This window comes from Devosia nitrariae (assembly GCF_030160115.1).
GTDB classification, from domain to species: domain Bacteria; phylum Pseudomonadota; class Alphaproteobacteria; order Rhizobiales; family Devosiaceae; genus Devosia; species Devosia nitrariae.
Genome location: NZ_BSNS01000023.1, coordinates 38,194 through 57,397, shown reverse-complemented (window position 1 = coordinate 57,397; position 19,204 = coordinate 38,194). Strand labels below are relative to the sequence as shown.

The 19,204-nt window shown below is 64.6% G+C and carries 21 protein-coding genes; 10 read left to right on the top strand and 11 right to left on the bottom strand.

Features of this window, described 5'->3' with window-relative positions; translation table 11 throughout:
- Positions 1-98: 98 nt before the first annotated feature.
- The 6 genes from QQK18_RS22345 to QQK18_RS22320 all read right to left on the bottom strand — a co-directional run bounded on the left by QQK18_RS22345 (position 99) and on the right by QQK18_RS22320 (position 6,531).
- Positions 99-1,520, bottom strand: coding sequence for an aldehyde dehydrogenase family protein (locus QQK18_RS22345; protein WP_284342608.1), 1,422 nt, complete (start codon positions 1,518-1,520; stop codon positions 99-101).
- 130 nt (positions 1,521-1,650) lie between these two features.
- Positions 1,651-2,634 carry a LuxR C-terminal-related transcriptional regulator gene (locus tag QQK18_RS22340; protein ID WP_284342607.1) on the bottom strand — a complete coding sequence of 328 codons (984 nt, stop codon included), beginning with the start codon at positions 2,632-2,634 and terminating at the stop codon, positions 1,651-1,653.
- 276 nt (positions 2,635-2,910) lie between these two features.
- The gene (locus QQK18_RS22335) at positions 2,911-3,165 is read right to left on the bottom strand and encodes a hypothetical protein (RefSeq protein ID WP_284342606.1); all 255 of its coding nucleotides are present in this window, start codon (positions 3,163-3,165) and stop codon (positions 2,911-2,913) included.
- Between the two features lie 108 nt (positions 3,166-3,273).
- Entirely contained in the window at positions 3,274-4,239 is a 966-nt protein-coding gene (locus tag QQK18_RS22330) for a helix-turn-helix domain-containing protein (RefSeq protein WP_284342605.1), read from the bottom strand.
- 348 nt (positions 4,240-4,587) lie between these two features.
- Positions 4,588-5,715: an iron-containing alcohol dehydrogenase gene (locus QQK18_RS22325; RefSeq protein ID WP_284342604.1), complete on the bottom strand. Its 1,128-nt coding sequence runs from the start codon at positions 5,713-5,715 to the stop codon at positions 4,588-4,590.
- 78 nt (positions 5,716-5,793) lie between these two features.
- Positions 5,794-6,531, bottom strand: coding sequence for a FadR/GntR family transcriptional regulator (locus tag QQK18_RS22320; RefSeq protein ID WP_284342603.1), 738 nt, complete (start codon positions 6,529-6,531; stop codon positions 5,794-5,796).
- Positions 6,532-6,683: 152 nt separating this feature from the next.
- Here QQK18_RS22320 and QQK18_RS22315 point away from each other — a divergent pair, with 152 nt between their 5' ends.
- From QQK18_RS22315 to QQK18_RS22295, 5 genes are all read left to right on the top strand, one after another.
- Positions 6,684-7,706, top strand: a complete 1,023-nt coding sequence (locus QQK18_RS22315) for a TRAP transporter substrate-binding protein (protein WP_284342602.1) — start codon at positions 6,684-6,686, stop codon at positions 7,704-7,706.
- Between the two features lie 180 nt (positions 7,707-7,886).
- Complete coding sequence (locus QQK18_RS22310; protein ID WP_284342601.1) at positions 7,887-8,396, top strand: TRAP transporter small permease; 510 nt, start codon at positions 7,887-7,889, stop codon at positions 8,394-8,396.
- Positions 8,393-9,667, top strand: coding sequence for a TRAP transporter large permease (locus QQK18_RS22305; protein ID WP_284342600.1), 1,275 nt, complete (start codon positions 8,393-8,395; stop codon positions 9,665-9,667). The genes QQK18_RS22310 and QQK18_RS22305 overlap by 4 nt, the downstream gene beginning before the upstream one ends.
- 11 nt (positions 9,668-9,678) lie before the next feature.
- Positions 9,679-10,857: a galactonate dehydratase gene (dgoD, locus tag QQK18_RS22300; RefSeq protein ID WP_284342599.1), complete on the top strand. Its 1,179-nt coding sequence runs from the start codon at positions 9,679-9,681 to the stop codon at positions 10,855-10,857.
- A 308-nt stretch (positions 10,858-11,165) separates the two neighbouring features.
- Entirely contained in the window at positions 11,166-11,612 is a 447-nt protein-coding gene (locus tag QQK18_RS22295) for a hypothetical protein (RefSeq protein WP_284342598.1), read from the top strand.
- Here the strand turns inward: QQK18_RS22295 and QQK18_RS22290 are convergent.
- Together QQK18_RS22290 and QQK18_RS22285 are read right to left on the bottom strand one after the other, a co-directional pair.
- Positions 11,609-11,893: a putative quinol monooxygenase gene (locus QQK18_RS22290; RefSeq protein ID WP_284342597.1), complete on the bottom strand. Its 285-nt coding sequence runs from the start codon at positions 11,891-11,893 to the stop codon at positions 11,609-11,611. The two genes, QQK18_RS22295 and QQK18_RS22290, sit on opposite strands and share 4 nt — an antisense overlap.
- 36 nt (positions 11,894-11,929) lie before the next feature.
- The gene (locus QQK18_RS22285; protein WP_379994170.1) at positions 11,930-12,292 is read right to left on the bottom strand and encodes a nuclear transport factor 2 family protein; all 363 of its coding nucleotides are present in this window, start codon (positions 12,290-12,292) and stop codon (positions 11,930-11,932) included.
- Between QQK18_RS22285 and QQK18_RS27635 the strand changes: the two genes are divergently transcribed.
- The gene (locus tag QQK18_RS27635) at positions 12,260-12,709 is read left to right on the top strand and encodes a TetR/AcrR family transcriptional regulator (protein ID WP_284342595.1); all 450 of its coding nucleotides are present in this window, start codon (positions 12,260-12,262) and stop codon (positions 12,707-12,709) included. The genes QQK18_RS22285 and QQK18_RS27635 overlap by 33 nt on opposite strands.
- Positions 12,710-12,753: 44 nt before the next feature.
- On the opposite strand, the gene QQK18_RS22275 is transcribed toward QQK18_RS27635, so the two are convergent.
- On the bottom strand, positions 12,754-13,764 hold the full coding sequence (locus QQK18_RS22275) for an alpha/beta hydrolase family protein (protein ID WP_284342594.1): 1,011 nt from the start codon (positions 13,762-13,764) through the stop codon (positions 12,754-12,756).
- Positions 13,765-14,179: 415 nt separating this feature from the next.
- On the opposite strand from QQK18_RS22275, the gene QQK18_RS22270 reads away from it, so the two are divergent.
- Positions 14,180-15,025: a tellurite resistance TerB family protein gene (locus tag QQK18_RS22270; protein WP_284342593.1), complete on the top strand. Its 846-nt coding sequence runs from the start codon at positions 14,180-14,182 to the stop codon at positions 15,023-15,025.
- 25 nt (positions 15,026-15,050) lie between these two features.
- Here QQK18_RS22270 and QQK18_RS22265 read toward each other — a convergent pair whose 3' ends face one another.
- Positions 15,051-16,100, bottom strand: a complete 1,050-nt coding sequence (locus QQK18_RS22265; protein WP_284342592.1) for an MraY family glycosyltransferase — start codon at positions 16,098-16,100, stop codon at positions 15,051-15,053.
- A 248-nt stretch (positions 16,101-16,348) separates the two neighbouring features.
- On the opposite strand from QQK18_RS22265, the gene QQK18_RS22260 reads away from it, so the two are divergent.
- Positions 16,349-17,029 carry a hypothetical protein gene (locus tag QQK18_RS22260; RefSeq protein WP_284342591.1) on the top strand — a complete coding sequence of 227 codons (681 nt, stop codon included), beginning with the start codon at positions 16,349-16,351 and terminating at the stop codon, positions 17,027-17,029.
- Between the two features lie 35 nt (positions 17,030-17,064).
- Here QQK18_RS22260 and QQK18_RS22255 read toward each other — a convergent pair whose 3' ends face one another.
- Positions 17,065-18,015 carry a GNAT family N-acetyltransferase gene (locus QQK18_RS22255; RefSeq protein ID WP_284342590.1) on the bottom strand — a complete coding sequence of 317 codons (951 nt, stop codon included), beginning with the start codon at positions 18,013-18,015 and terminating at the stop codon, positions 17,065-17,067.
- A gap of 206 nt (positions 18,016-18,221) precedes the next feature.
- Between QQK18_RS22255 and QQK18_RS22250 the strand changes: the two genes are divergently transcribed.
- Together QQK18_RS22250 and QQK18_RS22245 are read left to right on the top strand one after the other, a co-directional pair.
- The gene (locus tag QQK18_RS22250; RefSeq protein WP_284342589.1) at positions 18,222-18,953 is read left to right on the top strand and encodes an AAC(3) family N-acetyltransferase; all 732 of its coding nucleotides are present in this window, start codon (positions 18,222-18,224) and stop codon (positions 18,951-18,953) included.
- Positions 18,946-19,203: a methyltransferase domain-containing protein gene (locus tag QQK18_RS22245; RefSeq protein WP_284342588.1), complete on the top strand. Its 258-nt coding sequence runs from the start codon at positions 18,946-18,948 to the stop codon at positions 19,201-19,203. The genes QQK18_RS22250 and QQK18_RS22245 overlap by 8 nt, the downstream gene beginning before the upstream one ends.
- Position 19,204 lies beyond the last annotated feature (1 nt).

The following is a 19,204-nucleotide window of genomic DNA, read 5'->3' as shown; positions in this document are numbered from 1 at the left end:
CCCCATCCAGATCGTCGTTGGCTTCGCACCGGCCCCATCCGCCCCGGAACGGCCGCTTGGCGCCAGATGGGGGCAGTCGCACGAACGTAAGGCGGGGCTCAAGCAGGATCTGGCTTCTGCGGGCTGGGCGAGGCAAGCACCTTGAGCTGGGTGAACTCGAGCAACCCGTCCTGTCCGAGCTCGGTGCCGATGCCCGACTGCTTAGCACCAGCTAGTGGCACGTCCGCGTCGATGCCCGCGTGCTGGTTGATGCCGACCGTTCCGGCATCCATCCGCTCGGCCAGCGCCCGGGCCCGCTCGACATTCGCCGACCAGACCGAGCCGCCGAGCCCATAGGGCGAGTTGTTTGCGCGCGCGAGGGCGTCTTCATTGCTACTGAAGCGGATCACCGGCAGCACGGGCCCGAACTGCTCCTCGTCAACCAGCCGCGTCCCCTCGGCGATATCTCGCACGATCGTCGGCCGCAGGAAATACCCCGGCCGATCCGGTATCGTGCCGCCGGCGATCACCGTTCCGTGCTTTCTCGCGTCGTCGAGGATCTCGAGAACTTTGTTGAACTGCGCCTTGTTCTGAAGCGGCCCGTGCGTCGTCCCCTGCTCGGACCCGTCGCCCACAATCGCCGCATCCGCCAGCGTCGCTAGCTCGGTGCACATGGCATCGTAGATCACGTCATGCACATAGAGCCGCTTGATGGCGATGCACACCTGGCCGCTATTGCCGAAGGCCGAGGCGAACACCTTTGGCGCCACGGCCTTGGGATCGGCATCCTCGAGCACAATGGCGGCGTCGTTGCCGCCGAGCTCGAGCGAGAAACGCTTCAGTGTTGCCGAGGCATTGGCCATCACCTTGCGGCCGGTCACGGCCGAGCCGGTGAAAGCGACCTTGTGCACGTCCGGGTGCCGCACCAGCGCGTCGCCGAGATCGTTGGCGTCGGCAATGACGTTGAGCACGCCGGCCGGCAACAGATCGGCAATCAACTCCCCCAGGCGCAGTGTCGTCAGGGGCGTCGTAGGTGCGGGCTTGGTGACAACCGTGTTGCCGGCGAGCAATGCGAAGGGCAACTTAAACCCGAGCAGCGCCATTGGGTAGTTCCAGGGCAGGATCAACGCCGCGACGCCCAGGGGCTTGCGGCGCACCTCGATCCGATGGCCCGCGCCATTCTTCATAACTTCGAACGGCAGTTCGTAGCCGGCATGCGTGCGCAACGCATGCGCCAGGAACCGGAGCTCATGCTTGGCGCTGCCGATCGGCTTGCCCTGCTCCTTTGTCAGGAGCCGCGCCAGTTCGTCGGCGTGGGCGTCGATGCGATCGGCGGTGGCCTTAAGGATACCCCGCCGCTCGTCGATCGGCGTTGCTGCCCAGCCGGGGAACGCCGCCTTGGCCGCGGCTACCGCCTGATTGAGTTGCGCCTCGGAGGCGCGCGGGCATTCAGCCAGTACCTGTTCGGTCGCGGGATTGATCACGGGCGCAGACGCGTCGCCAGCAACCGACCGTCCGTCGATGAGAAGCTTGAAGATCATGGCCGAACTCTTCGCAGATGTGCCAATCCACCGCTTCAGCCTGACGGATGTGCGCGCTGTCCTCTGTCATCCGATCGCGTGACAAATCAGGGTAGGGATCAAGTCGGGACAGGCTCTTTGCTGAAAACGCCTACCGCGGCACGGCGACCGAAAGCAGCGCCCGAACCAACGCCGGCTGGCTGTGGACGCCGACCTTTTCGAACATGCGCCGGAGTTGCGTGCGCGCCGTATTGACGCTCACGCCGCTGTCGTCGGCAATCTCCACCAGCGAGAGCCCCTCGACGATCCTTCTGGCAACACGCAGTTGCGAGGGAGACAGGCCGAAGGCCGAGGCAGCCATTGCCAGCCGCTCCTCGGCCAGGTGGCGATTGCCGAACGAGAACAGGATCATGCCGGATTCCGCTATCACCCACCAAAGCTTAGTCGGCAGTCCTTCGCCGGCGTCCATGACGATCGGCATCGCTCCCCGGCGCGCCATCAGGAATCCATCCCGCTTGGCGGCCCATTGGATCGCTGATTGCAGCCTCAGATCGGCCGCTCGACCGCGGATGCGCAGACGATCGCCCCGGATGACGAGGTCATCGTCGTCATCGAGGGCGGCTCCGGCGTCCCTGCTCTTCCACATCACCCGTCCATCCGGGCCGAGCTGCAGCAGCGGGCCACCCAGCTGGTCGAGGCCCGGGACCATGACGCTGCAGAGCGCGATCTTCCATTCGCCAGCATGCTTTTCGAGAATCCTCAGTTCATAGGCGAGGCTGGTGGTGCCGCGCAGTTCGCTGATCGGTCCGTCACTGCTGGGGTAGTGCAGCTGATACGTCGCCCATGCCATGTCGCCACATATCCGTACCACCATGTTATCCCAGGTGGTTTCGTAGGCGTAGCTCGGACTGGGGGCGATGAAGGCGGCCATGGCTTTACGAGAGCGCTCGCCGATCTCGTCCCATCCGTGCCGTATGGCAAGGCCTCCGTGACGCCAGTAACTCCACCACCAGGTATGCGGCGCGTGGAGATGGCAGCGCGCGTAGCCGTCGTGGTCCTTCATCCAGAAGGCGACATGCTCGGCCTTTATGACGGCAACGATGTCATCTACTACAGTCGGTGTCGCGACGTTCATGCCCGCCCTCCGACGGCGCACCCTCAGCGCAAGAATATCGCACCCTTTCGAACGCGAAAAGACTGCTCTGGGCCAGACGCCATCGTTGAGCCAAGCGCGCCGATAGTAACCGGCGAAGTTCAAAACTTATCTTCGTGCTTTTACATAGGCGTGAACTGTTGCAAGAGCGATCCAGGCCTGTTCATGGGCTGGCGGTAGACGCAACTCGGGGATTTTGCCAAGGACCGGTAGTCACCCCGGGGTCAGGAGGGGGCACGTTTCTTTGCTGAAAACGCTCTAGCGCGCCAGCATGGCCTGCACCAGCCGCGCGAAGAATAGTTCGCTTTCCCGTTGCCCCGGGGTGCGGGGCGATCCGTCGAAACGCTCAAAGGCGATGGTCCGGGCCAGAAGCGCACGCCGGCGCCGGCAGCGCTGCAGGCGCAGCCATGCGCGAAAGCGTTGCTTGGGAAAGGCGTCCTTCCACCATGAGGCGTGAAGTGTTGGGGCGGCGGGTGATGGGTTTGCGTCAAAGCGCTGATCGAGAACAGCCACTTCCATCCTCCTGTGACCGAGTGGATGGGGACAATCTAGCACCGGGCAGCGTGGACGCTTGTCATCCGGGCAGGGGACGGTTGCCTGTCACCCGATCGGGTGACGTAATTACCCCGCCGCGCCTACCGAGAGCAGCACGCGCACGAGCGCGGTCTGATGATGAACGCCGGTCTTTTCGTAGATGCGCTGGAGGTGCGTGCGGGCGGTGTTGAGCGTCACGCCCATGGCGGCCGCCGCATCGGGCAGTGTCAGTCCCTCGGCAATGTGAGTGGCCAACCGCGTCTGTGCCTCTGAAAGCCCAAAGATCCTCGCGGCAAGGCCGAGGCGGCGTTCGGCCGATCCAAGGGGCCCGAAGCTGAGGAACAGCGTTCCCGCCTCCACCGACACCCAATAGACGTTGACCGGCAATCCCTGCCCAGCTTCGACCACCAGCGGCATCGACCCCCGGCGGGACATCAGTCCGTCATCGAGGTGCGCGGCCCAGTCGAGTGCGCTGCGGAACCTGGCGTCAATGCTTGTCTGGCGGAAGCGCAGCCGGTTGTTGCGGATGACGAGATCGTCATGGTCCGGTAGCACTTCGCTGGCCGCCGGGTTGACCCACAGCACTGTGGCATCCGGGGCAAGCTGAATAATCCTGGCGCCCGGTTCGCCGGCATTGCCGTCGAGAAAGCCGAGGAACGCGATCTTCCAGCGCCCATCATGCCGCTCGAGAATGCGCATCTCATGGATGAGGCTCGGCCCGACGTGACCGGGCAGCATGTCGTATCCTGGGTAAAGCTGCTCGAAAACCGCCCAGGCCACGTCACCGACGATGCGGATCGTGAGATTGCGGATCTTGGTGTCATAGGCATAGTCGTGGCGGACACGGGGAAAGTCGCGCCCGACGCGCCCCTCGATCTCCCGCCAGCCGCGCCGCACGAAAACGCCGCCCGCTCGCCACCAGCCCCAGCGCGTGGTGTAGTCGGCATGCACGAAGCACTCCCGCCATGCATCGAAATCGGCCGTCCACATGGCGATGCGGTTGGCATGAAGAAGCTCGACTATGGCTGCCTCGTCTTCCTGATCGTTCGCCATGGCGGCGCCCCTCCCTATGGCAGGAATGCTACGCCAGACGCCCGGGTGCCGACAATATTGTGGGCTCCGGCCCACAAGGTGTCATCCCAGCGAAAGCTGGGACCCAGCCCTGAACACATCACGTGCATGGAGGGAGCGGTTATTCTGTGTCGCGTGCCCCGTTCACACACCTTGCGGCTGGCGCGGTATCTCAGGCTGGGTCCCAGCTTTCGCTGGGATGACAGCGGTGGGTGGCGTGGCGTTGGTGGCAGGAGTCACGTCGGTGGCGGCAACCGCGGCGGTGAGCGCCTGACAATCCAGCTCGCAGAGGGCCGGATCTTCCCCTGCCGATCCGCTTCAGCCTCAAGCTCAAACCATCGTTCTCTTGAGGATACCCATATAGTCCTCGGCGGACATCGGCCTCGGGTTGGTGGGGTGGCTGTGGTCGGCCAGGGCGCCGGCAACGACGGTTTCGAGCATGTCGTCGGTCACCCCGAGCGTTCTGAGGCCCGGTGGCATCTTGAGGCGCCGGTTGAGGGCCCGCAGGTGCTCGGGCACGTCGCTGTCGGCTGGCAGGTCCAGCGCCCGGGTCAGCCGCTCGAGCTTATCGGGAGCGGCGCTCGCGTTGAGTTCCAGGACCTCGGGCATGAGGATGGCGTTGAGGGTTCCGTGGTGCAGTGACACCGCCTTCAACCCGCCCAGTGCATGGGAGAGGGAATGCACGGCCCCGAGGCCCTTCTGGAAGGTCAATCCGCCCTGCAGCGAGCCCATCATCATCTCGGTGCGCGCCTCGATGTCCCCGCCATCGGCGACGGCGCGCGCGATGGCGCGCCAGATGCGGCCGGCACCATCGAGCGCGATCGCTTCGGCCGGTGGGTTGTAGCGGGGGGAGAAGAGGGTCTCGATGCAGTGAGAGAAGGCGTCGAGCCCGGTCGCGGCCGTCAGTCCCGCCGGCAGGCCGAGGGTGAGCTCGGGATCGCAGATGGCGCGACGGGGGATCAGGTGCGGACTGATGAAGCCGAGCTTGCGCCCGTCAGAGAGGGTCAGGAGCGCGGCGCGGCCGACCTCGGCACCTGTTCCGGCGGTCGTTGGAATTGCGATGACCGGCGCCACCTTCTCGCTGATGCGATCGAGGCCGCCGAGGATCGACGCATAGGGTTCGAGCGGACCGGGATGTGTGCCGAGCAGCGCCACGCCCTTGGAAAGGTCAATGGGCGAGCCGCCGCCAAGGGCAACCACGCCATCGCAGGCCTCGGCCCTGAACAGGGCAGTTGCAGCACTGACGGCTTCCTCGGTGGGATTGGAGGGGACGTCGAGAAAGACCGTGGCGCCATCGGGACAAAGCGCGCGAACGTCATTGACGAGACCGGTGCCCGCAAGTCCGTGGTCGCTGACCAGCAGCGGCCGCCTGATGCCCAGGGCCTCGAGATGCTGGGGGAGCGTTGCCAGCGAACCGGCGCCGAACTCGATCGTGGTGAGATAGGTGATGAGGCTCATCTGTTTCCGGCTCCTTGGCGTGGGTGCGTGGGGCTACGCGCTTTCAGATATGCAGGCTTTCCCTTCAAGTTTCGGCCGTCAGTCCGGCTCGGGCGTCGGGAGCGCCGCCGTGCGGCGGTTGAGCTCGAGCATCTGGGTCATCTCCCTTTGCGCGCCCGCTGCGTCCCGTTTCCTGATCGCTTCGGCCACCTTGATATGGCCCTCCCGGGACACCGGTTCCTCGCTCCTGGCGAGCACGCCGTATTCATAGGAAATCCACAGCATGGTGAGGATAATGGGGCGCAATTGCCGCATAAGGAGGTTGCCGGTTGCGTCGAGGATAGTGGCGTGGAACGTGCAGTCGGCGGCAAACAGCTCTTCCACGGGTCCCGATTGCGGGTGCATGGCATAGGCGGCCTCGACGATGGCCGAGACCTGCCGGTCCGTCGCCCGCGCCGCCGCCAGCGCCGCTGCCTGCGGCTCGATGATGCCGCGAAGCTCCGTGGTTTCGGCGAACATCACCTGCAGGCGGGGATGGGTCGGGTCGTGCCACGCGGCGACGTCGGCATCGAGCAGGTTCCACTCCTCCACCGGCCGCACCCGCGTGCCATAGCGGCGTGCCGTACGCACCATGCCCTTGCCCGACAGCACCTTGATTGCGTCGCGCACGGTCGCCCGGCTCACGCCAAGCGAACTTGCCAGCTCCGGCTCGGTCGGCATCACCTCGCCAGGCCGATAGGCGTCATTTGCAATCCGACGGCCGAGCACGTCCACCGCGATCTTGGTGGCGCCCGTGGGCAGCGACGAACCCAGATCCACCGGAAGGGTCAGGACCACTGGCCGCGTCTTTGGTCTCGAAGGGATCGTATCGGTCATCCTGAATCTTTACATATGATCTAAAGAATTGCATGGTAGCCCCATGTCGCCGCCAGTCGCGCTCGGCGTCAATGCAAATCCGGCCTCAAGGGCCGCATCCTGGGAGGATCGAAATGTTTATAACGCGTGCCGCAGCCATTGCCCTGTTGGGAACCATTGCTCTTTCATCGGCTAGCGTGGCCGCCGAAATCAAGTTCGGCATCGGCGTCGCCGAAGGGGATTACCCCGAGTACAACGCCGTCGTCCGGTTCAAGGAATATGTCGAGTTCAAGACCAATGGCGAGATCACCGTCCGCCTCTTCCCAGGCAACCAGCTGGGCGGCGAGCGCGAGATGCTCGAGCAGGTCCAGCAGGGGAGCCTCGAGCTGACGCTTCCGGCCGATGGGGCCATGGCCGGCTTCTATCCGCCCATGCAGGTCTGGTCGGTGCCTTACCTCTTCGAGAGCGCTCCGATCGCCTGGGAGGTGATGAACGGCCCCTTCGGCGATGCCATGCGCCAGGACATCCTGGAAGAGACCGGGATGCGCGCGCTGGCTTTCTCGCAGAATGGCTTCCGGTCCTTCACCAACAATGTCCGTCCGATCGTCGATCCCGACGACATGGCCGGCCTCAAGATCCGCACCATGGAAAGCCCGGTCTATATGGAGATGGTCAAGGCGCTCGGAGCCACCGCCGTGCCAATCAGCGGCGCCGAAGTGGTGATGGCGCTCCGCCAGGGCGTAGTCGACGGGCAGGAAAACCCGCCCGCCGTGGTCTATAGCGGCGGCCATGGCGAAGTGCAGCAATACTATACGCTCAACGAGCACACCTTCGGGCTGCACGTGATCGTTGCCAACAATGACTGGTTCGAAGCCCTCTCGCCCGGCCACCAGCAGATCATCCAGGACGCCGCCGAGCTCGCCGCCCTGACCGAGAACCTGGAAAAGACCGAGGGCGACTGGCTCTACAGCCGCCGTCTCCAGGAAGAGCTCGGCATGGAGATTCACGTCTCCTCGCCCGAGGAAAAGGCCGCCTTCCGCGATGTCGTGCAGGCGCCCGTCCTGCAGTTCATCCGCGGCAATGTGGGTGACGAGCTGGTCGACGAGCTGCTCGCCGAAGTCGAGGCCGTCAAGGCCCGCATGTACGGCGCCCAGTAGGCTCAACACCTTGCCGCGGACTTTAGAGCGTTTTCAGCAACAAGCCTGTCCCGGGCTTGATCCGGGGTGGACACCACTTTTGCGGTTCGAAGACGCGAACATACAACGAGCTGGAGCTCCCGTTCCGATTTCAATCGGAACGGGAAAGGCTCTGGCCCGCGGCACCGGAGGGATGTTTCCATGCAGGCTTTAGCCCGCCGTGCCGCGCTGCTGCTCGCCCGAACCACCGAGACGCTGGCAACGCTGCTGCTCATCACCGTCACTGCGCTCAACCTCACCCAGGTGATCGGCCGCTATGCCTTCAGCATCGGCTTCAGCTGGACAGAGGAGCTGATGCGCTACCTGATGATCTGGCTGATGATGCTGGGCTCGGTCGCCGCGATCTACCGGGTCGAGCACATGGGGGTGGAAACGCTGGAATCCATGGTTCCCGCCCGACACGCGCTGCTGATGCGCTCGGCGCTCTATTCAATCGGCGGCATCTTCTGCGTCGTGGTTCTCATCTATGGCTGGCCGCTCGCCATGCGCAATGCCGGCCAGGTCGCCCCGGCCTCGGGAATCCCGATGATCTACCCCTATATGGCGCTGCCGGTCGGGGCCTTCCTAATTCTCGTGCAGATCGCGCTCTCCTGGTTCGGTGCGTTCGATGCGGACCGCATCACGCCCGAGACCACCGGGGGCGCGGCATGATCTGGGTCGCCATTGCCGGGCTCGGCCTGCTGCTCATCGGCGTACCGGTCGCCTTCTCTCTCGGGCTTGCCGGGCTCGTCGGGGTGTGGATCGCCGACATCCCCTTTTCGATCGTCGCGACGCGTCTGTTCACCGGGGTCGACAGCTTCGTGTTCCTGGCCGTCCCCTTCTATATCCTGGCCGCCGAGATCATGAGCCAGGGCGGCATCACCACCAGGCTCATCTCCATCGCTTCGGGGGCCACGCGCTGGCTGCGCGGCGGCACCGCCTATGCCAATATCGGCACCTCGGTCCTGTTTGCAGGCATTTCCGGCTCGGCGGTGGCCGATGCGGCCGCGCTCGGCCGCGTCTTCATGCAGGAGATGCCCAAGGAAGGCTATACCCGCCCCTATGCGGCCGCGGTGACCGTCGCCTCCTCCATCATCGGGCCGATCATCCCTCCATCGGGGCTGGCGATCCTCATCGGCGCCGTTACCGGCGTCTCGATCATCGACCTGTTCCTTGCCGGGGTTGGCCCCGGCCTGCTGCTCGGCCTCGCCTGCGCGGGCGTCGTCTTCATCGGCGCGCTGCGTGGCAAGCTCCCCAAGCCCCGGATCGGTGAAAGCTCGCAATCGCGCGTGCGCATGATCGTAGAGGGGATGGCCGTCGCCACCCTGCCGTTCATCATCGTGGGCGGCATGGTGCTCGGTGCGTATACGGCGACGGAGGGCGGGGGCATCGCGGTCGCCTATGCCATTTTCCTTTCCGTCGTCGTCTTCCGCAAGATGGACATGGCGGGGCTGTGGCAGGCCTTCATGCGGGCAGCGCGCACCTCGGCCACCATTTATCTGCTCGTCGCGGCGGCGACCATCCTTTCCTATGCGCTCAACCTTCTCGGCATTTCCGGATTCGTGCGTGACGCGGCGATGATCTTCGAGGGCCAGCCGCTCAACTTCCTCTTCGCGCTGGCCGTGCTCATGCTGATCCTCGGTACCTTCCTCGATATCGGCGCGGCGATCCTCATCTTCATGCCGCTGATCATGCCCGCGGCCGCGGCGCTTGGCATCGATCCGCTGCAGGCGAGCATGGTCGTGGTGGTGACACTCGCCATCGGGCTGGTCACACCCCCGGTCGGCGTCGTGCTGTTCGTCGTGATGCGTGTCGGCAATATCCGCATGATCCCGCTCATGCGGGCGCTGGTGCCCTTCCTCCTCGCCCAGCTTGTTGCCGTCGTCATCCTCTGCCTCGTCCCGGAAATCTCGACCTGGCTTCCAAAAGTTCTCAATCCCTGAGTGAGGCTCAATTGAAGATCACTGCCGTTCAAACGGTCGTCGTGAACGCCGTTCATCGCAACTGGATCTTCGTCAAGGTTCTGACCGACCAGCCAGGCCTTCACGGCTGGGGCGAGGCGACGCTCGAGTGGAAGACCCGGGCAGTCTGCGCCACCATCGAGGACCTGGCGCCGTTCGTCGTGGGCGAGGATCCCATGCGTATCGAGCACATGGTGCGTCGCATGACCGGCTTCAGCTTCTGGCCGCTGGGGGCCATCGGGCTCACCGCCGTCTCTGGCATCGAGCAGGCGCTCTGGGACATCAAGGGCAAGGCGCTGGGCGTGCCCGTCCACCAATTGCTCGGCGGGCGCGTGCGCGACCATGTGCGCGTCTATACGCATTTGCGCCGCGCCAAGATCGGGGCGCAGGTGCCGACCAGCGATATCGGCGTGTTCTGCGACGCGGTGCAGGAAACCGTCGAGATGGGCTACAATGCGATCAAGCTCGGCTTCGTCCCCTATACCGGCTATGACGCGCCGCTGCCCGCGGTCCGCCATGTGGAAAAGCTGGCCGCGGCCGTGCGCGAGCGGGTGGGCGACGAAATCGAGATCATGACCGATTTCCATGGCCGGCCGGACAGCATCGAGGCCGCCAAGGCCTATATCGATGCGATCGCCCCGATCCGCCCGCTGTTCGTCGAAGAGGCGATCCAGCCCGGCGACGCTCCGGCCATGGCCGATCTCGCCCGGCGCGTCGACTGCCCGCTCGCCACCGGGGAGCGCCTGTTCACGCCACGCGAGTTCGCCGAGATCGCCGAGCACCGGGCGGTGGCCTATATCCAGCCCGATCTTGCCCATTGCGGCGGCCTGACCGGCGGGCGCAAGATCGCCGCCATAGCCGAGGCTGCCCATATGGGCGTCGCTCCCCATAATCCCATGGGCCCGGTCGCCGGCGCGGTCGCGCTCCATTTCGATCTCGCCACCCCCAACTTCCTCATCCAGGAGGAGGCGGTGGGGCTCGTCCCCTGGTTCCGCGACATCTGCACCGATGCCTATCCGCTCGACATGCAGAACGGAGTCTGGGGCGTGCCCGAGGCTCCGGGGCTCGGCATCGAGATCGACGAGGCCGCCGCGGCCCGCCATCCTTTCAAGCAGGAAGAGATCCCCGCGCTCGAAGCCATCCTGCCCGACGGCCGCATCGCCAACTGGTAGGGCAGGAGGCAAGGAGTCGACGCGCGCCACGACATTGTCGCGTTCGCGCGAAAGCCGTATGCCGCCCCGCCTCATAACGGCTTATCGGCCGTGCTGCTGCGATAGAGGTTTATCTCAGGTATCCGCAGAGCAACTCGCGGCGGCCTGGCGATCCTGCGCCAGGCGTTCAAGCCCCGCTGGTCCTGCCGGCATTCGAAGACGTTGATGCGCTCCGGATCGACCGCCATATTGCCTTGAGGTGCGGCGTCTTCAAACGGACGCGCTCAAGGATCAGGCGTCGCTGACGCTGCAACGCGGGGGAAGTGCCAATGTATGCAGGTGTCGTCACAATTCATGCCACCGCCATGACCGCGGCGTTGGCCTTGATGGTGCTGGGCGAGGTGCTGCTCATTCCGGCACGGCTGGGGCAACTGGCATCGCTGAGGCTGGCCTTGCTCGCAACGCGAGCGGTGGGCGTTCTCATCCCGGTCGGGCTCCTGGCCGGGATCGGCGTCGTCATCGTGGGAGGATGGCCGCTGCTGACCCCATGGCTGCTGTGCTCGTTCGCCATGATTGGCCTGTTGATCGTCGTCGACGGCAGCATGGACCGCCAACCTTCGTTCACTCCCGATCGATGCCGGGGGCAGCACCAGCGCCCAAGCCCTGGTCAGGGACAATCGCGCGCTGCTGGCGCGCCTGGCGTCCATCACCCTCTTCGCGCTGATCTTTGCGATGATGAGCACCAAGCCGGAGCCGGCCTGGCCGAACTAGTCTAAAACGGCTTCTCGGCCTTGTCGCTGCGATAGAGCTTTGCCTGGGGTTCCCGCAGGACGACCTTCGGGCCTCTGGCGATCTTGCGCCAGGCGTTCAAGGTCTGCTGGTCCCGCCAGCATTCGAAAATGTTGACGCGCTCTGGATCGAGCGAGTCGGCGGTGATCGCGAAATCAAGGCAGCCGTCCTGCTGCCTTGCTGTTTCGACCATGTCGGCGAACGCAGAAACGGCAGCGTCGCGCTCGATTGCGTTTTTGGCCCGCGAATGGCCAGCTATGATGATCATGTGTTCCTCCTTTGAAACTTGCTGGGTTGGAATCCGCTATGCGGCGGGCGTCTCGGGCAAAGGCGCGGCCTCGGCGGGTATCTTCGAACAGGCCAGCGCTTCGACGATGCGGCCGTCGCGGACGCGCACCAGGTTGACGCCGCGGACTGACTGACCTTCGCCGAAATTGAGGCGCCAGCAGATGTTGGCGCGGTCGCCTATGACAAAGGTGTCTTCCACCTCGAACCAGGTCGCGCGATCGGCGGCCAGAGCCTCCCAGAACGCCACGCACACATCGTAGCCTTCGTAGCGCGTGCCGTTCGGCGCCGGTTGGATCGACTCCATGACGCAATCGGGTGCGACAAGATCCCTGAGGATCTCCGGCTGGTGCTCGAGAAACGCCTGGTTGAAGCGGCGCATGATTTCAGTTGTTTCGTTCGACTGCATTTTATCCTCTTATACAGACAGGTCTGTCTACTACAGCATACAGATCTGTCTGGTAGAGTCAACCCACGAACAAGATCGACTCAGACAGAAACCCTGCAACCAGCCCGGCGCGGCGCCGCCTGCTCGACACAGCCCTTTTATGCAGAGGATATCCATGCGGTCGGCATCGACCGCATCATCGCGGAAGCGGGCGTCGCCAACGCGACGTTCTACAATCACTTCCCATCCAAGGATGATCTCGTCCTCGCCTATATCGAAGAGGTGGATCGGCTCGGGCGGCAAGCGACCGCAGCTCTGCCGAAGCAACGTCCACGCGACATGGCGGTCAAACCTGTCGTGCGATCCTGCGCTGTCATGGCCGAGCAGATCGAGCAGATCGAGCCGTCATAGAAGGGCCCATCGATCAGGTCGGATATTCCGGCTCCAGGACGGCGCTACGGGTTCATCGCAGACATGCGAAGGCCGCGATCGTTCCCCTCGTCGAGTGCGACATGCAAGGCCAACCATTCGGTGAGCGCACTGAAGTATGCGCTGCTGTTGGGAGCGTCCTTGGCAAACAGGCCCGGGTCCACCTGGTCGAAAGGCGGACGCCCCACCATCATCACGTGATCGGCGTCCTCGATCTCGAGAACAGTGACATTGGGACGTTGCAACCGTCTCAAGGCCTCCATCGACATTTCCGTCGGCACCCAGGGATCGTGTCCGCCGTAAACGGCGAGAACAGGACCCCGAACTTTTGCGATCGCGTCCAATGGCTGTTGCCGCATGTCCTCCCCCCACCGGGAGGTCCCGGCGGTCGGCAGGTCAGGTGCGACATAGGCGTGGTCGAACCATGGACGCGATCGCGCCAGCGCCAGGCGCTGCGATGCCAGCTCCTTCCCTTCTCCCGTCAGGGCGAAATGATCGATGGCGGAGCGGAGCGACAATGCATCAGCAACGTCCTGCTCTTCAAAACCTCGAATGCGCAGAACGTTGGCGACGGCATGTTCCATCTGTGTCTTGGGCGTACACATGGGCGAAGAGACAACGACGGTGAACGCAGCGCTATGCACCAGGCTCGCCGCCAGCAGCGCCAGCCATCCGCCCTGGCTAAGTCCCCAGAAGCCGATCTGGGTCGGATCGATTCTCGGGTGACGACACAAGCTGTCGTACGCAGCGGCCGCGTCGGTCGCGAGGTCCTGGTAGCTTGGTGGGCGCACTTCGGTTCCGTCTGCGCGCCATCGGTCGTAGCGCAGCACGGCAACGCCCCGCGGCACCAGGATATCGACCAGATGCCGGTACAGTGGAGCGCTTCCGATCGGATTGGCAGCTGAATGCAGTACGATGACCGCGGGTACGGTCCCGACGCCTGCCGGGATCACCAAGGTCCCCGTTCGATCGACCTGGCCGTTGTTCCAGCGGCAGAGCTGCGGCGGGAGCGCCTGCCGGGATGCGTATTCTGCCACTTGTGCGTTCCTCTTCTGTTCGAAGCCGGCCGCACGTGTCCGCATGCGGATCCGATCGCCCTTCAAGAGGCACTGAAATGCAGGGGCGTCAGGGTGTCAATGACCTGCAGTGCGAGGGGCGCGTTCGTTCGGCCGCCTCGGGACGACCCCTCGGTCAGCGGCCGCCCGGAAACGGGTAGCTCACCTGCGAAGGTACTTGTCCAGGACGTCGAGCATGCTTCCAGCGACGGCCTATGCCGCTTGCCCGGGTGGCCTCTCTCATGACCGTTGCGGAACCTCAAGCCCAGAAAGACGGTCGCCAGACGCGGGCGTAGGAGACGGTGAGGGCGCTGGTGGAGGCCACGGCGCGCGTCCTGGCGAGGGACGGTTTAAATGCGACGTTCCTCCTGCGCCGCCAGTCTTCAGGCGTGAGCATGTGTTCGATCTGCCGCACTTGCGCGGAACGGAGCCAAGCCTTCGGCATTGGTGCTTACCAGTGACCGAACAAAGGGTGGAGACGATGAGCTTTGGAAATATCATCGGAGGCCTGCTGAACCAGGGAATGTCGGGTCAAACGCACAACAGGCTCCGATCGGGCGCACAGAACGCCGACCGCTCCGGCGGCGTCGAGCAGATGCTCGGCTCATTTCTGGGCAGCGGATCCGGCTCTCACGGGCAGGGCGGGAGGGGTCTTGCCGGAATGGCGAAGGATTTCCTGGGCAAGGAGCAGGTGGGTGGGATGAGCGGCGCCAAGATCGGCGGCCTCGGCGCTCTTGCGGGAGGCCTGCTTGGTGGGGGCCTGGGTGGCGCAGCCAAGGGGGGCGCGATGGCCGTGCTCGGCACGCTTGCGTTCAAGGCCTGGCAGGATCACCAGAACCAGCAGGGCGACCAGGCGCCGACGTCCGGCCAGGTCGAGGCGATGACGAGCGTTGCGACCGAACGGCTGGTGCTGCGTGCAATGATCGGGGCCGCGCAAGCCGATGGTCACCTCGATGAGCAGGAGATGGAGAAGATTCTCGGCCAGCTCAGCAATGATGAAGCTACGCAAGAGGAGCGGCAGGCGGTTCGCCAGGAAATGAGCCGACCGGTCGACCCTGAGCAGCTCGGCGTGCAAGTGAGCCGGCCGGAGGTCGCCACCGAAGTCTACCTGGGTGCCCTACTGGCGGTCGACATCAATACCGAGGCCGAGCGGGATTACCTGCAACGACTGGCGAACGCACTTCGCCTCGATCGCGGCGTGGTGGAACGCCTGCACGGCCTGACGGAGTCGCCTGCGCCCTGATCATTTCCGGGCGGTGGCGCCGGCCTTACCGCACCTTGATCAGAAGCGTGAGCAGGAACCAGAGGCTCGCCAGGTGGATGAGCAGGAAGCGGAGCAGGACCTGCGAGGTCGACCATTGCAGGTTCTTGCGGGCGTGATCGTGAAACGGAAACCGGATCGAATCGAGGGTGCGCCAGCCGAACACGCGGATGAGGCCGACCTTGACGAGGCCGGTGGCGCCGTTGAACAGCAGCAGGGGCGCGACGAAGAACACGATCGCCGGGTTGCCGGAGACGACGATGCACATGCCTATGAAAAGCCCGATCGGACGTGAGCCCGCATCGCCCATGAGCGCCGCGCTCGGAGGGGCGTTGTGCCAGAGATAGCCGACGATTGCCCCGCAGAAGATGGCGGAGGCGATCGCCCAGTTGGCGGCGTCGGCGCGGAAGGGAACCAGCAGATACTGCGCATTGGTCACATCACCGACCACGACATAAAGGATGAAGCCGAGGGCGCCGATGGTCACAGCCGAGAGCGATCCGGAGACCCCGTCCACGCCATCGCTGCAATTGATGGCGTTGATGCAGATCCAGACGACCGGCGCGTAGATCAGCATGGCAAGCCAGAACGGAACGTCGAAATGCGTCGAGGTGAACGGAAGCCATAGCTCGGCGTCGTAGCCGCTGAGGATCACGACACACACGAAGATCGACATGGCGAGGTCGGTGAGGCCGAGGGTCAGCTGGCTGAGGCCGCCGGGCTTGAAATCGTCGACATAACCGACGCAGGATGCCAGCAGCACCGCACCGAAACAGAAGTAGATCCGGGCATCGACCGGGGCAAACAGGGCGAGGAAAATTGCGGTGATGAGGACGACGAAGATGCCCACACCCACGGGCTTGCCGACGCTCTGTTCGGAGTCGACCGCGTGGGCCCGCCCCTTGTCCTTGGTCGCCAGATGCCACAGGCGCGGCAGCAACAGCACGCTCGCCAAGGCCGAAAAGAACGATCCGACCGTGGCGAGCATGGCGTAGGAGGAAAAGAGCCTCGCCGGACCCCAATACGGGGCGAGCAGTTCGGACAGGTAAGGGAGCATCGGCCGGAATTCTCAGGAGCTGTTGGGTTAGAGACAAGAGATGCCCCGAGAATCGGGGTAATTTGAAGCCCGTGGCGTCGAAGGCTGTGGATGGAGCGAAAGCGTAGGCCGAACACACTCTCCAAAAATCGGGACTGAGCCCAAGCTCGTCAGGCGCTCGTACCAGGCTTGCGCATAGACCGAGCCCACCGGACCGAGTGACTCCGTCATTCGCCTGATAGGATGCGCGAAAGAGGACGATTCGCGCGATGCCAGCTTACCCTGACTTCCTCATGCCTCGCCCGCCGCACGTCGACGACCCCGTGGCGCGCGCGGCATTTGACGCGCTTTTCGATGCAGCCGTCCGCCGCGGCGGCAACGCACCCATCGCATACGACCTTCCTTGGCCGCGCTGGCAGTTCATCTGCCACATTGCCGAAACCCGGCCGATTGTGGTGCATGGCTCACAGAACGCGGGTATCGACGTATTCGAGCCGCGCCAGTCGAACGACGTGCACCCTTTCGGAGACCGCAAGGCCGTGTACGCCACATCTGACGGGCTGTGGTCTATGTTCTATGCAGTCCTCGACCGACCCTCCACTCCAATGTTCATCGTCAACGCCGCGCTGCGCCTTGAGACCGATGGCGGACTCGGCGCTCCTCACTACTTCTTCTCGGTCAGCCGCCCGGCGCTCGAAGCGCGCGCCTTCGCTAGCGGCGTCGTATATTTCCTGCCGCGCGACACGTTCGAGCTCATGCCGCCACAGGACGTCCACGGCGGCCGCGCGCATGTTCCCCAGTGGGCGAGCCTTGAATCGGTTCGCCCCATGGCGCGGATCACCGTCAGCCCGGACGACTTCCCATTTCTCGAACACATCCGTGGCCATGACGATGACACGGTTCTGGCGCGCGCCAAGGCCGATCCTGATGGGTTTCCGTGGGTTGACTAGGCGGCTGCGGGACGGGGGCGTCCGCCTGAAAGACATCATTGCGTGTCGGTTAGCACGAGATGTTCCTCGGTGGTGCGGAAACCGGCGCGCGTGAATGCCCTCGCCATCGGCACATTGTCGAAGTCGGTGTCGGCGCCGACTTCCTCGCCGGGCGCGAGCTCGCTGAGGCGCCAGGCCATTTCGGCCAGGAGGTCGTTGACGTAGCCACGGCCGCGCTCCCTGGGGACGACGCCGAGGTAGCCGATCGTCGGCATGGTGTAGTTACGCGCCGGCACGATCACGCCCACGAGCTCGCCCGACCCGGTGTACGCCAACTGCCACCAGTCACGCGGGGAGGGAAACCAGTTGAGGCCCTGCAACTGCAGCTCGGCCGCACGGTCGATGCCGTGGGCGGCAACGTTGCGTCGGTCGTGTGCATCGAGGGTGCCGATCAACACCTGGCGGAGCGCCGCCAGCATCTGGCTATCCTCGGCGGGGCGGAACTCCAGTCGATCGCTGCGCGCCGGCAGGCCGTCACGTTCGGCCGACCAGCGGTATGAAAATCTTTCAACGAACAGCGTCAGCCCGGCGTTCTGCGCCGCCTGCAGCCTGGCCTCCCCCGCAACCCGCAGCGCCTCGTTGTCACGCCAGCCGGGCGGCAGGAACAGGTGACAGTCTGGGCGCTTGCCCTCGTCGTTGCGCATCGTCTCGTGCGCAGCGAGCAGGAGCCTCGTTGCGAGTTCGACCTGCTGCGGCCCCGGCTCGGCCTCGATCCAATCGAGCGATGCCGGCCGTTCATCCCCTTGTCCCGTCCACCAGCACGCCCGGGCGACGACAATCCCGTCCCGGATCGCCACCCAGGTGTGCTCGGGCCGATACTCACCGGACGCAAGCAAGGCGGCGTGGTCGCGCCCCGTTTCCCACAATTCGCGCTGGCGCGGAAACGGGTACGACAGGAAAAGCTCGGTTTCGCCCGGTCGCAGCGGGCGGATGACGAGTTCGGTCATGGTTCCTCCGCGTCCGATATTAGCGGAAAGACTGGTTGGCGCCACATCGACACGGCCGCTGTGCCGGAGACATCCTGCGAGGACCAATTTGCACGGCAATCGGCGGTGTTGGGTGGGCAGAGGCCGACGAAACGGAGAACGACGTCTACTCTACAGCCCTCCAATGAGGTATGGGTCGAGCAAGCAGACACCGTCGTTGCGCGCGCATGATCGACCGCCAAGAACTTGCTCAGCAATTGCGCGCGCTCGGCGTTGGGGGCGGGGCGCTGATGGTGCATGCCAGCCTGCGGCGGCTCGGTACCGTGGCAGGCGGGGCCGATGGCGTACTCGACGCCTTGCAGGAGGCGCTCGCCCCGGACGGCACGCTCCTCATGATGCTCGGCGCGGATGCCTCCGTCCCCTTCGACGCCGCGACAACCCCGGCTGATCCAGAAATGGGCGTTCTTGCTGAAACGTTTCGCAGGCGGCCTGGTGTTCGTGTCAACGATCATGCAGCATCTCGATATGCGGCGATCGGGCCGCTAGCTGCACCACTCCTCGAACCGATGCCGCTGCACGATTATCATGGGCCGCGATCGGTGCTCGAACGGCTTGTGGAGATCGGCGGCGCGGTGCTCCGCCTCGGCGCAGATACCGACACCATGACTTTGACCCACTATGCGGAGTACCTGGCCGAGCTTCCTGAAAAGCGGCGCAGCCGACTACGCTATTTGCGTGCTGACATCGGGGAGCAATGGATCGAATCCCTTGATGATACCGATGGCATAGCAGATTGGGAGAATGGCGGAGACGACGACTATTTCGCGCGCATCCTCATCGACTTCCTGGCCACTGGTAAGGCACGTACCGGCCTGGTAGGGCGGTGCAACGCAGAACTGGTTCCGGCGCGGGACTTTGTGGAGTTTGCCACGACATGGATGGAGGACAGACTTGGCTGATCGGGGATGGACATCGAGCGAACGCGCAGGCGCTTCCTTTACGCAAGCAGACGTTGTCGAGAACTACCCCTTCCGGCCGCCCTATCCGGATTCCCTGTTCGAAAGACTTGTCGAGATCGCGCCGGCGCGCGGGGCGCTGCTCGATATCGGCTGCGGGCCGGGCAAGATCTCGCGGCAGCTGGCTTGGGAGTTCGAGACGGTCACGGCCGTCGATCGGTCGTGGAACATGATCGCGCTCGGGGGCGAATGAG

What these genes read in the sequence shown, in the direction of transcription:
- QQK18_RS22315 (WP_284342602.1), top strand. Translation starts at nt 6,684, where the DNA reads ATGTTTATAACGCGTGCCGCAGCCATTGCCCTGTTGGGAACCATTGCT.
- QQK18_RS22345 (WP_284342608.1), bottom strand. Translation starts at nt 1,520, where the DNA reads ATGATCTTCAAGCTTCTCATCGACGGACGGTCGGTTGCTGGCGACGCG.
- QQK18_RS22255 (WP_284342590.1), bottom strand. Translation starts at nt 18,015, where the DNA reads ATGACCGAACTCGTCATCCGCCCGCTGCGACCGGGCGAAACCGAGCTT.
- QQK18_RS22330 (WP_284342605.1), bottom strand. Translation starts at nt 4,239, where the DNA reads ATGGCGAACGATCAGGAAGACGAGGCAGCCATAGTCGAGCTTCTTCAT.
- QQK18_RS22310 (WP_284342601.1), top strand. Translation starts at nt 7,887, where the DNA reads ATGCAGGCTTTAGCCCGCCGTGCCGCGCTGCTGCTCGCCCGAACCACC.
- QQK18_RS22290 (WP_284342597.1), bottom strand. Translation starts at nt 11,893, where the DNA reads ATGATCATCATAGCTGGCCATTCGCGGGCCAAAAACGCAATCGAGCGC.
- QQK18_RS22325 (WP_284342604.1), bottom strand. Translation starts at nt 5,715, where the DNA reads ATGAGCCTCATCACCTATCTCACCACGATCGAGTTCGGCGCCGGTTCG.
- QQK18_RS22250 (WP_284342589.1), top strand. Translation starts at nt 18,222, where the DNA reads ATGATCGACCGCCAAGAACTTGCTCAGCAATTGCGCGCGCTCGGCGTT.
- QQK18_RS22265 (WP_284342592.1), bottom strand. Translation starts at nt 16,100, where the DNA reads ATGCTCCCTTACCTGTCCGAACTGCTCGCCCCGTATTGGGGTCCGGCG.
- QQK18_RS22340 (WP_284342607.1), bottom strand. Translation starts at nt 2,634, where the DNA reads ATGAACGTCGCGACACCGACTGTAGTAGATGACATCGTTGCCGTCATA.
- QQK18_RS22295 (WP_284342598.1), top strand. Translation starts at nt 11,166, where the DNA reads ATGTATGCAGGTGTCGTCACAATTCATGCCACCGCCATGACCGCGGCG.
- QQK18_RS22260 (WP_284342591.1), top strand. Translation starts at nt 16,349, where the DNA reads ATGCCAGCTTACCCTGACTTCCTCATGCCTCGCCCGCCGCACGTCGAC.
- QQK18_RS22285 (WP_379994170.1), bottom strand. Translation starts at nt 12,292, where the DNA reads ATGCGCCGCTTCAACCAGGCGTTTCTCGAGCACCAGCCGGAGATCCTC.
- QQK18_RS22305 (WP_284342600.1), top strand. Translation starts at nt 8,393, where the DNA reads ATGATCTGGGTCGCCATTGCCGGGCTCGGCCTGCTGCTCATCGGCGTA.